The sequence below is a fragment of the Actinomadura macrotermitis genome, assembly GCF_009604375.1.
Taxonomy (GTDB): Bacteria; Actinomycetota; Actinomycetes; order Streptosporangiales; family Streptosporangiaceae; genus Spirillospora; species Spirillospora macrotermitis.
The window spans coordinates 1-13,260 of sequence record NZ_WEGH01000007.1 but is presented as its reverse complement, the minus strand read 5'-3'; the positions used below and the strand labels follow the sequence as shown (position 1 = coordinate 13,260).

General features: G+C 70.9%; 13 protein-coding genes and 2 rRNA genes. 10 read left to right on the top strand and 5 right to left on the bottom strand.

Annotated elements, in window-relative coordinates:
- Positions 1-76 precede the first annotated feature (76 nt).
- Positions 77-568 (bottom strand): cupin domain-containing protein, encoded by a 492-nt coding sequence (locus ACRB68_RS38660; protein WP_153541786.1) that lies wholly within the window; start codon positions 566-568, stop codon positions 77-79.
- 140 nt (positions 569-708) lie between these two features.
- On the opposite strand from ACRB68_RS38660, the gene ACRB68_RS38655 reads away from it, so the two are divergent.
- The 3 genes from ACRB68_RS38655 to ACRB68_RS38645 all read left to right on the top strand — a co-directional run bounded on the left by ACRB68_RS38655 (position 709) and on the right by ACRB68_RS38645 (position 4,107).
- Positions 709-1,923 carry an MFS transporter gene (locus tag ACRB68_RS38655; RefSeq protein ID WP_153541784.1) on the top strand — a complete coding sequence of 405 codons (1,215 nt, stop codon included), beginning with the start codon at positions 709-711 and terminating at the stop codon, positions 1,921-1,923.
- Positions 1,924-2,072: 149 nt separating this feature from the next.
- Positions 2,073-3,530: a HEAT repeat domain-containing protein gene (locus ACRB68_RS38650; protein ID WP_153541782.1), complete on the top strand. Its 1,458-nt coding sequence runs from the start codon at positions 2,073-2,075 to the stop codon at positions 3,528-3,530.
- A 133-nt stretch (positions 3,531-3,663) separates the two neighbouring features.
- A complete protein-coding gene (locus ACRB68_RS38645) occupies positions 3,664-4,107 on the top strand; it encodes a C40 family peptidase (RefSeq protein WP_207709988.1) in 444 nt (147 codons plus the stop codon).
- Positions 4,108-4,129: 22 nt separating this feature from the next.
- Here the strand turns inward: ACRB68_RS38645 and ACRB68_RS42750 are convergent, their stop codons facing one another.
- Positions 4,130-5,266 carry a helix-turn-helix transcriptional regulator gene (locus ACRB68_RS42750; protein WP_153541780.1) on the bottom strand — a complete coding sequence of 379 codons (1,137 nt, stop codon included), beginning with the start codon at positions 5,264-5,266 and terminating at the stop codon, positions 4,130-4,132.
- Between the two features lie 136 nt (positions 5,267-5,402).
- On the opposite strand from ACRB68_RS42750, the gene ACRB68_RS38635 reads away from it, so the two are divergent.
- The 6 genes from ACRB68_RS38635 to ACRB68_RS38610 all read left to right on the top strand — a co-directional run bounded on the left by ACRB68_RS38635 (position 5,403) and on the right by ACRB68_RS38610 (position 10,066).
- Positions 5,403-5,960: a YceI family protein gene (locus ACRB68_RS38635; RefSeq protein ID WP_153541778.1), complete on the top strand. Its 558-nt coding sequence runs from the start codon at positions 5,403-5,405 to the stop codon at positions 5,958-5,960.
- Positions 5,961-6,002: 42 nt separating this feature from the next.
- On the top strand, positions 6,003-6,602 hold the full coding sequence (locus ACRB68_RS38630) for a dihydrofolate reductase family protein (protein WP_153541776.1): 600 nt from the start codon (positions 6,003-6,005) through the stop codon (positions 6,600-6,602).
- A gap of 4 nt (positions 6,603-6,606) precedes the next feature.
- A complete protein-coding gene (locus ACRB68_RS38625; protein WP_153541774.1) occupies positions 6,607-7,194 on the top strand; it encodes a dihydrofolate reductase family protein in 588 nt (195 codons plus the stop codon).
- A 222-nt stretch (positions 7,195-7,416) separates the two neighbouring features.
- Positions 7,417-8,250 carry a CPBP family intramembrane glutamic endopeptidase gene (locus ACRB68_RS38620; protein WP_153541772.1) on the top strand — a complete coding sequence of 278 codons (834 nt, stop codon included), beginning with the start codon at positions 7,417-7,419 and terminating at the stop codon, positions 8,248-8,250.
- Positions 8,247-9,413, top strand: a complete 1,167-nt coding sequence (locus ACRB68_RS38615; RefSeq protein ID WP_328595311.1) for a sensor histidine kinase — start codon at positions 8,247-8,249, stop codon at positions 9,411-9,413. Before ACRB68_RS38620 ends, ACRB68_RS38615 begins: the two co-directional genes overlap by 4 nt.
- Positions 9,410-10,066, top strand: a complete 657-nt coding sequence (locus ACRB68_RS38610) for a response regulator transcription factor (protein WP_328595310.1) — start codon at positions 9,410-9,412, stop codon at positions 10,064-10,066. Before ACRB68_RS38615 ends, ACRB68_RS38610 begins: the two co-directional genes overlap by 4 nt.
- Here the strand turns inward: ACRB68_RS38610 and ACRB68_RS38605 are convergent.
- Positions 10,059-10,766 carry a hypothetical protein gene (locus ACRB68_RS38605; protein WP_153541770.1) on the bottom strand — a complete coding sequence of 236 codons (708 nt, stop codon included), beginning with the start codon at positions 10,764-10,766 and terminating at the stop codon, positions 10,059-10,061. The two genes, ACRB68_RS38610 and ACRB68_RS38605, sit on opposite strands and share 8 nt — an antisense overlap.
- A 552-nt stretch (positions 10,767-11,318) precedes the next feature.
- On the opposite strand from ACRB68_RS38605, the gene ACRB68_RS38600 reads away from it, so the two are divergent.
- Complete coding sequence (locus ACRB68_RS38600) at positions 11,319-11,675, top strand: hypothetical protein (protein ID WP_153541768.1); 357 nt, start codon at positions 11,319-11,321, stop codon at positions 11,673-11,675.
- A gap of 1,079 nt (positions 11,676-12,754) precedes the next feature.
- Here the strand turns inward: ACRB68_RS38600 and rrf are convergent.
- Both rrf and ACRB68_RS38590 read right to left on the bottom strand, forming a co-directional pair.
- Positions 12,755-12,871: ribosomal RNA gene (gene rrf / locus ACRB68_RS38595) — 5S ribosomal RNA — on the bottom strand.
- A gap of 151 nt (positions 12,872-13,022) precedes the next feature.
- Positions 13,023-13,260: ribosomal RNA gene (locus ACRB68_RS38590) — 23S ribosomal RNA — on the bottom strand; the annotation flags it as partial.

The window sequence follows — 13,260 nt, the reverse complement described above, 5'->3', positions numbered from 1 at the left end:
CCGGGGTCCGAACGTATGGTGACGCCCCATGCTGCCCGACGCCCGGACGCTGCGTGACCCGTTCGTCACGCCCGGCTCAGAGCCAGTGCGTGTCGTGCCGCAGATAGAACTCGGTCAGTTCCTCGTCGCTCGGGCGCCCGGAGATCGCGAACTCCGCCAGCCCCTCGAAGTAGCCCTCGCGCGGCGCACCGGGGGCGAAGTGCAGCAGCATCGACGCCGGCTCCCCCGACTCGTTGCGGAAGGCGTGCACACCGCCCTCGGGGACGTGCACGAAGTCCCCCGGCCGGGTGTCGATCCAGCGGGAGCCGTCATAGATCCGCACGGTCCCGGCGAGGATGTAGAACGACTCGGAGATCGACTTGTGGAAGTGCGCGTCGGGCCCGCTCGGCTCGGGCCCCATCTCCCACCGGTAGAGCCCGAACTGCCCGTTGGTGGTGGCACCGGTGGCCAGGTAGTGGACGGTGTTGCCGGTGGTGGGGTAGGTCAGCTCCGGCTCGTGGCCGTCGGGCCGGTAGGTGGCGTTGATCTCCCCCTGGTCGCCGAGGTAGCGGGGTGGCGGGTAGGTCATCGTGGCGGCTCTCTCAGCTGGACGGCGGCACGAACGGGATGATCATGCCGGAGCAGGATGATACGCCGCGGGGCCTGTGATCCAGCTCATCGGCCGGCGGCTTGAAACTCACATCAATGTCAGGTTCCACCATGTCCGGCATGCGAACCGACACCACCGAGCCCGCGCCGCCGGCCGCCTCCGCCGGCCGCGGGCTCCCCCTCTCCGCGCTCCTCGCGCTCGCCACCGCCGTCTTCATCACCAGCCTGACCGAGACGCTGCCCGCGGGCCTGCTGCCCGCGATGAGCGCCGACCTCGGCGTCGGCGAGTCCGCCACGGGACAGACGGTGACGATCTACGCGATCGGCACCGCGCTCACCGCGATCCCGCTGACCGCGGCCACCGCGGGCTGGCGGCGCAAGCGCCTGCTGCTGACGGCGGTGGCGGGCTTCGCCGTCGCCAACACCGTCACCGCCCTCTCGGCGAACTACCCCCTGACCATGGCGGCCCGCTTCGTCGCCGGGGTGGCCGCGGGCCTGGCCTGGGCGCTGCTCGCCGGGTACGCCCGCCGCATGGCGCCCGTCCACCTGCAGGGCAAGGCCATCGCGATCGCCATGGCCGGCATCCCGGTCGCGCTGTCGCTCGGCGTGCCCGCGGGGACCTTCCTCGGCAAGGTGGTGAACTGGCAGACGGCGTTCCTGACGATGACCGGCCTCACCATCGCCCTGCTCGCCTGGATCGTCGCGTCCGTCCCGGACCATCCCGGGCAGCGCGCCGGGAGCCGCCCCCCGATGCTGCGCGCGCTCACCGTCCCCGGCGTGCCCGCGGTCCTGTTCGTCACCCTGGTCTTCGTCCTGGCCCACACCATCCTCTACACCTACATCGCCACGTTCCTCGCCCACCTCGGCATGGGCGGCTCCACCGACCTCGTGCTGCTGGTCTTCGGCGTGGCCTCCATGGCGAGCATCTGGATCGTGGGCGTCCACATCCACCGCCGGCTGCGCGCCCTCACCATCGCCAGCGCCCTGCTCGTCGCCGTGGCGGCGGCCATCCTGGCCGTCCCGGCCGAAAGCCCCGCCCTGGTCTACGTCGCCGTCACGCTCTGGGGCCTCGGCTGGGGCGGCGCGCCCACCCTCCTGCAGACCGCCGTGGGCGACGCGGGCGGCGAGGCGGCGGACGCCGCGCAGGCCATGCTCGTCACCCTGTGGAACGTGGCCATGGCCGGCGGCGGGGTCGCCGGCGGCGTCCTCCTCGGCCTGCTCGGCACCACCTCTTTGCCGTGGAGCGTCCTCGCGCTCCTGGTGCCGGTGCTGATCGCCGTCCTCGCCGCCCGCACCCACGGCTTCCCCGCCAAGCGCGAAGGGACGACCCCATAAAACGCCCGCACGACCCCCCTCGCCCGGCCGCCCCCGGGCGAGGGCGGCATCGCCCGGCGCGTCCCCGCTTCAACCCAGATCAAGGTGATCAGCGGTCGGCCGGGCACCGGCGGTTCGTGGACTCCGCATCCAAGCCCGAGACTGGACAGGTGACCGACGACCTGACCACAGGAAGACGGGCGGACCGTGAGCGCGCCATGGCCTTCCTGCGTGATGCGGCGACCGTCCCCGAAGCCGCTCAGGCCGCCCTGGGCGGCCTGACGCACCCACGCCATTGGCTTGCGCTGGACTCGGCGGTGCGCAGCGAATGGTGGGTCGAGGGCTGGACTTCCGTCCTGCGCAGCGAGACTCCCCTGGCTCTGGCGCTCAGTGCCTGCGACCGCGACGGACGGAATCGCGAGCGCGCGACCACTCTCCTTACCCGCGACGACCTGCTGCCGGTGCTCGCCATCCGCGCCACCGATTGGGTGGCGCCTGTCCGGGACACCGCACTGCGCCTCCTGGCGGAACTCCTGGCCGATCCGGCGCCGCACCGCTTCCAGGTCCTGCTGACGATGGCTGCGGCCATGCGCGACCGCAGCAGGGCGGCCGAACTGATCTCCCTCGTCGGTGCCGCGCTACATCGTTTCCCCGACCGCCTGCTGGAGCCCGCCCTCTCCTGCCGCGACAGGAACGCCCGCAGGCACACCGTCCAGATCGCCGTCGAGGCCGGTCTCCTGCCCACCGAACGTCTCCTCCGCGCGGCCGTCGAGGATCCCGACCAGATCGTCGCGGTGCGCTGCGCCGAGGCGGCCGCCGCCCTGACGGAGGACGCCGCGGCGCTCTTGCCCCTCCTGCGCAGCCCGGTCCCGACCATCCGGGCCCTGGCCCTCACCCGGCCCGCGCTGGACGGGGACGCCGCGCTCTGCGCCCCGCGTCTGGACGACCGAGCCCGCGTGGTCCGCGAGACGGCCCACCTGGGACTGCGCCGCGCCGGCCTCGACCCGGCGGAGCACTACCGCGTCGCCCTGCGCGTCCAGGCGACCCCCGCCAGGATCGCAGGACTGGCGGAGACCGGGACCCGCGAAGACGCCCCCTTCGCGCAGGCCGCGCTGGAGGATCCACGCCCCGCCGTGCGCGCCGAAGCGGTGCGCACGCTGCACACCCTGGGAGCCGATGATCCGGACACGCTCGTCGCGATGCTGCACGACCCGTCGGGCCGCGTGCTCCGCCAGGTCAGGCGCGCTCTCCGCGACCACCCGGTGCCGGAGGAGAAGCTGTGGCCGTTGATCGCCGCCGGGCTCCCCCCGGCCACCCGCCGCGCCGGACAACGGCTGCTGCTCGATCAGGGCCCCTGGATCCGGCTCAGGGCCGACCTGCTGCTGATCGAAGACGTAGACCCGGCGATCCGGACCGTGGCGGCCACCGATGTACAAGCATGGCTGCAAACCCAGCAGTACCTGCCACCGGTTCCCCAGGACATGGCCGGCCTGGTCGATGATGCCGCCGGCGCATTGAACGAACGGACGCTCAAAGGGCTCCGTTTCATACTCGGCCTGCGTTCCCCAGCGCCGCAGTCCCAGCCAGGCACTCCACGGCACTGGTTCCTGAAATGGCGGAGGAAATAAGAATCGCCTGCCAGCAGATCCAGATTGACGACTTGGTGTACGGCCGGCTCGTGGTCATGATCGTGCCCTGGCAGAGTAGGGCCGCAGCCGTCGGCGGGCGGCCTGCTTGAGTGGCGATGTCCTGGAGGGAACCGTGCTGGAGAAGTTGCCGGATGGCCTGTGGGCCACTCGGTATGTCGGTGAGCGTTTTCCGGGGTCGCCCCTAGTGGCCGACAGACCAGGGCTCGCCGACGGGGCCAACTGCCAACTGTTCGCGTATGAGGTGCTCAGATTGTTCGGGTTCGACCCGCCTGACCTGCGGTCGAGCGAGCTTTGGACCGATGCGGAATTCACCGAGCGGGTCGCAGTGGCCTGCCCTTTGGACCTGGTCCTGTTCAACGCTGACCAGGATGCATGGGGCGCCCACGTGGGAGTCTGCGCCGGGGAGGACCAGATCCTGCACTTGTGCGCCGAGGTCGGATACCCCACCGTGTGGAGTTGGCAGGACTTCAAGGACCGGAAGCGATACGGGACTTTGGTCGGCATCAAACGGGTCGTGCGTCGCCTGAACGAACCTCCGCAGCCTCCGGCGGCATAGGCGTCCCTATCGCTCGCGAGGGTCAGAGCCCTTCACCACCGCCCGCCTGCGCCGTTCCCGACGTCAGGGAGGCGGCGTAATGGTCGAAGAACAACCGGGCGGTCAGGTCGCCGCGTGAACCGGTGCCGGATTTGGCGAAGATCGACTTCAGGTGGTCCTGCACGGTGTACGACGACACGCGCAGCCGGCCGGCGATCTGCTTGGTGGACAGGCCCTGGGCCACCAGTTCGGTGACCCTGCGCTCGCTGTCGGTGAAACCGTAGGCGTCGACCATCAGGGGCGCCATCTCCGCGGGGCGGGCGGCTTCCAGCATCACCGCGACCTGCGGTGGCGGGCCGTCGTTCAGCAGCGAGCCCCGGACGATCAGCCACCGGCCGGCCCGGGTGCGCGCCCGGGCCCTGGCCGGCCGGGCATCGGCCGGCGCGGGCGCCGCACCCGTCGCCGGGCCGCAGAGGGAACGGGCCTGGCGGGCGACGGCGGAGACCACCAGGGGCAGCCGGGCGCCCGGCCTGTCGCCGGCGCTCAGCTCGTCCAGCAGGTGATCCGCCGCCCTGTTGGACATGCGCACGCCGTCATCGGCGTCGAGGACCAGCAGGCCGACGTCGTCGTCACCGGCCTGCGCGTCGCCGAGCAGCAGGCCGCGCCGCAGCCCGTCGGTGATCAGGCCGGCGATCGACGACACGAACTCCACCTCGGCCGGGGAGAAGTGCGGACGGCCCGCCTCCCGGAACACGGTCAGTTGTCCCCATGTCCCGGTGCCGCCGGCGAGCACCACCCGCAGCTCATCGGCGAATCCCCCGGGGCGGCGGATCTCCCGCTGCCGCAGGCTGCGGTCGAGATCACCGGCGGTGGCCTCGCTCAGGCTGCCGGCCGGGCGGCCGGCGCGGGCGAGCCGCGCCCACGTGTTGAAGTCCGGCTCGCGCACCTCGATCTCCACGAGCCGCAGCAGTGCGGCCGCCGGCAGGCCGTTCTCCACGAACTCCGCGGTCGGGAGCATGGTCGCCGGGTCGGTCGTCATCAGGCAGGTGCCCTCGGCGGGCACGGCCCGGACCAGGGCCTCGCCGACGGCCCGCGCGAAGTCCGGCACGGCCAGCCCCCGGTGGACCAGCCTGACGATTTCGTCGCGGACGCGCGCATGCGTCGCCGATGCGTTGACCACGATCGGGAGTTTATGGCGATCGGCGGCGGCTTTCCCAGAAATCTGGGATACAACCCGGCCCGGCGGTCTCGCATGCTGGACGCACACATCGGTGCCCGTCCGGCAGGCCGGGCCGCGCAGAGGGAGCCCTCACCACATGATCGCCGTCGATTCCGTCCTCACCGCGGGCACCTGGGTCGGTGACCCCGTCCATTCCGACGTCTCGTTCAAGGTCCGCCACATGGGCGTCGGCAAGGTCAGGGGAAGGTTCGCGCTCGCCTCGGCCGCGCTGACCGTCGGCGACGACGGCGGCCGGGTGACCGCCCTCATCGATCCCGCCTCGGTGGACACCGGAAACCGGCAGCGGGACCGGCACATCGCGTCCGCCGACTTCCTGGACGTGGCGAACCATCCCCAGATCGAGTTCACCTCGACCGAGGTCCGCGGCTTCGACGGCGAGACCTTCGTCCTGGCGGGCGAGCTGACCCTGCACGGTGTCACCAGGACCGTCGAGCTGGAGGCCGAGTTCCTCGGCGTGGTCGACGACCCGTCCGGCGTGCGGCGCACCGGGTTCTCGGCGACCACCACCATCAGCCGCGCCGCGTTCGGCGTCGACATCCGGCTCGGCTTCGGCGTCGGCGGCGCCGTGGTCGCCGACGCCATCGAGATCGCCATCGAGATCGAGTTCACCAGCGCCGGACCGGACCCGCGATGACCGTTCCGGCACACCGCCGCGCGTATCGAAAGGATGGGGAACATGAGTAAGACCGTGCTGTACATGTCGATGTCGGTGGACGGGTTCATCGCCGGACCGAACGCGGCGCCGGGCAACGGCCTCGGCGACGGAGGGCAGCGGCTGCATGAGTGGTTTCTGCCGGACGGCGACGCCGAGCACCGGGCAGGCGACCGCTCGGCAGGCGTGAACCGCGAGATCATGGACGAGGCCATGGCCACCGGGGCGGTCGTCGTCGGCCGGCGGACGTTCGAGCTCGCCGGCGGCTGGGGCGGCGACCACCACGACGGCGTACCGATCTTCGTGCTGAGCCGCCGCCCGCCCGATCCCGGCCTGCGATGGCCCGGGGTCACCTACACGGGCGACGTCACGGCCGCGGTGAGCCTGGCCAAGGACGCGGCCGGCGGCAAGGACGTCCTGGTCCACGGGGCCCGCACCGCCCGGTCGGCACTCGCCGCCGGGGTACTCGACGAACTGCAGATCCACCTGGTTCCGGTCCTGCTCGGGCAGGGCGAACCGCTCTTCGCGGACATGCCGCCCGACCACCTCGAACTCGAACTGCTCCGCGCCGTGGACGGGCCGGGCGTGGCGCACCTGCGCTACCGCGTGAGAGCGGCGGGCTGAGACGATGGCACTCATCCGCCTGTACATGACCATGTCCCTGGACGGCTACGTCACCGGGCCGCAGGACGGCCCGGACAACCCGATGGGCATCGGCGGGTTCCGCCTTTTCGACTGGCTCGACCAGCGCAACGACCCGGGCCCGAGCGGACAGGTGTACGCCGAGGCGCTGGCCACCCGCGCCGTCATCTCCGGCCGCCGCACCTACGAACACGCCGGCCGCTGGCAGGGCGACCATCACGACGGTGTCCCGATCTTCGTCCTGACCCGCGCCGTCCCGGACGACCCGCCACCGGGCAGCGTCCGCTATGTCACCGACGTGCACGAGTGCGCGGCGCAGGCCCGCGCGGCGGCCGGAGACGGCGACGTGATGGTGCACGGCGCCGGGGCGGCGCAGGCGCTGCTGCGAGCCGGGCAGCTCGACGAACTGGAACTGCACGTCGTACCGGTCCTGCTCGGGCAGGGGCGGAAGCTGTTCGACCACCTGCCCGCCGAGCACATCGAGCTCGAGGCGGTCCGCCGGTTGACCACTCCGAGGACCGAGGATCTCACGCGGCACGTCATGCACATGCGCTACCGCATCCGCCGCCCGTGACCTGAAGCCTGTGGACGGCCGAAGAGGCATGGCACCTGGCCGTTCCACACACCCCGCGGAGACATCCGCCGTGCTGTGCGGCGAAGGCCCGCGGGCCGGTCCTGTCCCCCATGCGAGCTACACGTGAATGTCCTCCCTGCGGGGAAGATCGCGGCTACGCCGGTTCCCTAGCGTTCTTCCCGGCCGCGGTGATCAGGCCGCGGAATCTCGCAGGGAGTCGGCATGCGTTTGTTGAAACAGCTCCTGCCCGTCGTGGCGGTCGCTTTCGTCGGCGGCCAGGTCGTCGTGACGGTGAAAGGAAACGCGCTTCTGAGCCTGGTCATCGGTGTCGTGACGGCCGCGCTCGCGGTGTTCGTCTATGCCCGGATGGTGCGGTGGTCCGAACACCGGGCACCGGCCGAGGTCGCCGTCAAAGGCGCCGTTCCCCGCACCCTGCTGGGGGTGCTGATCGGTGCCGGGTGGTTCGCGGCCGTCATCGGGAACATCGCCTTCCTCGGCGGTTACCGGATCGACGGGTTCGGGACGGTGGCCGGCCCGGTCGGCCTGTTCGGTTTCATGGCCGCCGCCTCCGTGACGGAAGAGCTGATGTTCCGCGGCGTCCTGTTCCGGCTCATCGAGGAACGCCTCGGCACCTGGGCGTCGCTGGTGCTGACCAGCGTGCTGTTCGGCCTGTGGCACATGCTCAACCCCGACGCCACCCTGTGGGGCGCGGTCGCCATCGCGGTCTCGGCCGGCGGGGCGCTCGCCGCCGCCTACGCCGCCACCCGCAGCCTCTGGGTGCCGATCGGCCTGCACTTCGGCTGGAACTTCGCCGAGGCCGGCGTCTTCGGTGCCGCGGTGTCGGGCAACGGCAAGTCGGAGGGGCTCCTGCGCGGCGTGATGTCCGGCCCGGAGCTGTTCACCGGCGGCCGGTTCGGACCGGAGGCGAGCCCGTACACGGTCGTGTTCGGCGTCCTGCTGACGATCGCGTTCATGTGGCTGGCCCGCCGGCGGGGCAACCTGGTCCCCCGCGGGCGCCGCGCCTCCGCCGCCGTGCCCGCTAGCCTTGCCCGGTGATCGATCTGCGACGGGCCCCGGCCCGGTGGCGGCGGTGGGACGTGACGGTCCGGGACCTCCCGCTCGCGCTGCTGGTCGCCGTCACCTCGTTCCTGCCGGTGTTCCGCGGCCACGAGACGCAGGTCGGCGAACTCCCGGCCCGTCCCTTCGACGCGGCGGCGATCGTGGCGTTCGCTCTCCTGTGCGCTCCGCTCGCCGTGCGACGGCGGTGGCCGGCCGTGTGCCTCGCCCTGGTATCGCTCGGTTTCGTCAGCGCGGAACTCCGCGGCTACCACATGGTCGCGGGGACCGCGCTGCCCCTCGCACTGCTGAGCGCGGGCGCCCACCTGGCCCACCACCGGCGTATCACCGTGATCGTCCTGTCCGCCGCGTACGTGCCACTGGCGGTCGCGCTCGACCGGCTCGGCGGCGCCGAGCGGCTGGACGGCTACGTGACGTTCTACCTGGGGCTGGCCGTCATCTGGGTCATCGGGTCCTGGCTGCGTTCCACGCGGACCGCCGAGGCCGAACGCCGGATCCGCCTCGCCGAGGCCGCCCGCGCCGCCGAACGCACCCGCATCGCCCGCGAACTCCACGACGTCGTGACCCACCACGTGACGGCGATGGTGGTGCAGGCCGAGGCGGCACGGTACCTGACCGCCGTGCCCGACCGCCTCGACGAGACCTTGAGCGCCATCACCGGCACCGGCCGGCGGGCCATCGCCGACCTGCGGCACCTGCTCGACCTGCTCGACCCCGGCCACGGCACCACGCGCGAGGGCCACGCCATGCTGCCGTCCACCGGCGACCTCCGCACGCTGGTGGAGCAGACCCGCCTGGCCGGGCAGCCGGTGGAGTTCACCGAGGAGGGCGAGCCGGCGGAGTCCGCCGGCAGCGCCGAGTTCGTGGCCTACCGCGTCGTGCAGGAAGCCCTGACCAACGCCCTCAAGCACGCCCACGGCAACCGCACCGTCACCCGGGTGCGCTACGCCGAGAAGGAGATCACCGTGGAGGTCGGGACCGACGGCCCCGCGGACCGGCCCGGCTCCCCCGCCGGAAGCGGGCGGGGCCTGGCCGGGCTCGGTGAACGGGTCGGCGCCCTGGGCGGCGAGTTCAGCGCGGCCGGCCGACCCGACGGCGGCTTCGTCGTACGGGCGCGCATCCCCGCGGGGAGCCCGGTGTGACCGCTCCGGTGCGGGTGCTGGTCTGCGACGACCAGGCGCTGATCCGCACCGGCTTCGCGACGATCATCGACGCCCAGCCCGACCTGGCGGTGGTGGGCGAGTGCGGGGACGGGCGCGCCGCGGTGGACCTGGCCCGCCGGCTGAACCCCGACATCGTGGTGATGGACGTGCGGATGCCGGTGCTCGACGGCATCGCCGCGACCCGCCTGCTGGCCGGCGCCGGTGTGCCGGACCCGGTCAAGGTGCTCGTGGTGACGACGTTCAACCTGGACGAGTACGTCTACGAGGCGCTGCGCGCGGGCGCGAGCGGCTTCCTGCTCAAGGACGCCCCGCCCGCGCAGCTCCTCCACGGCATCCGCACCGTCGCGAGCGGCGCCGCGCTGCTCGCACCCGAGGTGACCCGGCAGCTCGTCGGCCGGTACGCGGCACGGATCCGCCCCGCCGGGCCCCCGGCCGCCGGCGCGCTGACGCCCCGGGAACTGGAGGTGCTGCGCCTCATCGCCGACGGCCTGTCCAACAGCGAGATCGCCGCGGTACTGGTGCTCAGCCAGGAGACCGTCAAGACCTACGTGTCGCGCATCCTCACCAAGCTCGACCTGCGCGACCGCGTGCAGGCCGTCGTCTACGCCTACCGCAACGGCCTGGTCACCTAGCGCCCCGGGCCTCGGACGGCTCGGCGAGGAGGCGGAGGACAACCTGATCGTTCTCGGCGGAGAGATCGAGGCCCGCCAGCATCTCGCGCCGGACCGCCAGTTCCCGGAGAACCCGGCCGGGACCGTAGCGGGAGATCGCAAAGCCGTCCTCCGGATAGACGGCGGTCTCCCACAGCGGACGACCGGCACCGTCGATGACCAGGCCCTGGCCGTCCTGACGCTCCACCTCCCGCCAGGCGAAATCCAGGCCGGCTTCCTCGGCGGCCTCACGGGCCAGGCGCTCCTGGTCACGCCACCGCTCCAGCAGAAGATCGACGACGGGATCGGCGGGAGCAGGGCCTCCGGCGAAGTCCGGCCGCCACGCGGGCCGGTAGCCGGACATCCCGGCGTACACGTAAGCCATCAGCCGCAGGAACACGGGACGCTGGGCGCAGCAGACCCGGATCTCCCGGCCGGCGCGAGCCCAGGCGGTCGAGCTCCGAGCGCAGGCGCGCAGATGGCACCCGAGCGCCCGCGGCAGCGGAGGGCACTCATCCAGGTCCATTCGCCCGCCGTACTTGGCATCCTCGGCGAGCTGCCGGTCAAGGAACCTCTCGATGACGTTCAATGGGCGCTCCCAGGCACGCAGAGCCGGCGAGAACGGCACGAGCCGACGGACGTACGGTAGAGCTTTCCAGCCGATCATGCCCGAGCTGAACATGAGGGCGATGCTGCGGGACTGATGAAAGGACTCCGCCGTCCATCGAGCGAGGTTGACCGCGTGCGACCAGTGCTGGTGGGATCTATGGGCTTTGTGGCCACGTGGCCGGCCGCTTCGCGCGGTGCGTAGGGCACCTTCGCGGGGTCATCCCGGCGACGGTCATCCAGACGGCGCCGCAACGCCGCGGCACCGGCGCGTATCCCGTACCTGATCGGCTCTTCCATCCGGCACTGGGTCCAATACTTCAGCGCCTAAGCCCGCCGGCTCCAGGCCCTCGCCTCCGGCACCTGATCAAGAACATTGGTGTTGGCCTGGCCAGAGACCCCCACAGCACGCTCCTCATGTCACCACTCCTGGCCGAGCATCGCCTTCGCCGCTCGAGTACACCGCTTGGCTGGAGGAGGCGCTGACTTCCAGTTGCTCGGCCACGGGCACCGGCAAGCGTCCGGCACTTCCGGAGAGCCTTCTCCCCTGTGACGTCGTTTCCTTTGGCCGAAGTCCGTGCTGCTGAACGGCCGGATGAGTGTCAGTGCGGCGTGAGAGCCTCCGGGTATGTCTTATGACCTGGCTGTCTGGGAAGGCGACAGGCCAGCGGATGACAAGTCCGCCGGGCTGGTCTTCAGCAACCTGTACGACCGCTACATCGGCGGCGAGACGGAAGAGCCTCCGTCCGAGCGCATCGCAGCCTACGTGGCCGCGCTGCTTGAGCGGTGGTGCGACCTGACCGAGGACGAAGAGGACACCTCGCCCTGGTCGACCGGCCCGCTGATCAACGAGGCGAGCGGACCGCTGATCTACTTCCCCATGCGGTGGAGCATGGCCGAGGAGGCGTCGGCATACGCGGCAGCGGTGGCGGAGTCCATGGGGCTGGTCTGCTTCGATGTGCAAGAGGACCGGCTCAGACCCTGAGCAGCAGGGCCGGCCGACGGTAGCCGATGAGGGGCGCGGCTATACCGACGAAGGCGAGGGAGCGTTCAGCCTTGCGTTCGTCATCGCCTTCTCCAGGATGCGTGCCACCGCTCGGACCAGAGGCTCCGCATGCTGTTCTACAGTGCTGATCCGCCGTTGACGTGTCAGCCCTTGGCTTACGCCACCGGAGTGGTGCGCTGTGACCGCGCCACTCGGAGCGCCGAGTGTGGCCGCCGAGCCGGCAGGCGCTGATGACGCTGATCCACCGGCGCAAGGGCAAGACCTTCGGTTCTTCCCCGGGAATACAAAAGGCCCTGCCAGTGACCAGCGGACCCTCAGCGTGGTCACGCCCAAGCCGGCAGGCGCAGCCCTGCGCCGGCTCTGATCACTCGGATACGCCACACCGGCAGAGCCAGTCGCCGGCAGAGCTTTCGGTCGAGCGCGATCACGTCCGCACCAGCGGGCTCGGACATCCACCAACTCTGATCAACCAGGCAGAACCCACCGGCAAGCCTGGCACCTCTTTCCCAGGAAAGCGAAAGGCGCCGCCAACAACCGTCGGGGCCTCCAGCAAAGCGCGTTCATGCCCACGCCGGCAGGCGCAGTCCCACACCGGCTCTGATCACCCGGGACACGCCGCATCGGCACGCCGGGTGCTTCTTTCCAGGGAATGCGAAAGGCCCGCCGGCACTGGCGGGCCTTGGCAAGGAACGATCCCTCCCGTACCGGCAGCACGGACGCCAGCCCGTTCTTCCCGGGAACGCGAAAAGCGCTGCCAGTAACTGATGGAGCCTCCGTCAAAGCGTGGTCACGCCCGCGCCGGCAGGCGCAGCCCTACACCGACGCTGATCACCTGGGACACGCAACGCCAGCATGCGGGTTCCTCTTCCCTGGGAAGGTGAAAGGCCCTGCCAGTGACCGGCGGGGCCTCCGTCAAAGCGTGGTCACGCCCGCGCCGGCAGGCGCAATCACACGCCGGCTCAGATCACTCGGACGCGCTGCGTCCATGGGACAGGTGATTCTTCTCCGGGAATGCGAAAGGGCCCCGCCACAAGTGGCGGGGCCCTTTCTTAATATGAGTCCGGCGGTGTCCTACTCTCCCACACGGTCCCCCGTGCAGTACCATCGGCGCTGAAGGGCTTAACTTCCGGGTTCGGGATGGGACCGGGTGTTTCCCCTTCGCCAAAACCACCGAACGATCAACGCCAGGTCGGCTTCACAGCCAGACCGGCAAGTCTCGTCCGAGCTCAAGGCTCAGTAGATTCTATTATAGCGGGTTCCCGGTTGTTTCCTGGGAACCGCACAGGGACGCGAACAAACACGCAGCTCAAACCGTCTTGCTAAGTTGTGTTCAAGCCGCTCGGCCTATTAGTACCGGTCGACTCCACACGTTACCGCGCTTCCATCTCCGGCCTATCAACCCAGTGGTCTGCTGGGGGCCTTACCCCACCCCAAAGGAGTGGGAGGGAGAACTCATCTTGAGGCAGGCTTCCCGCTTAGATGCTTTCAGCGGTTATCCCTACCGAACGTAGCCAACCAGCCGTGCCCCTGGCGGGACAACTGGCACACCAGAGGTTCGTCCGTC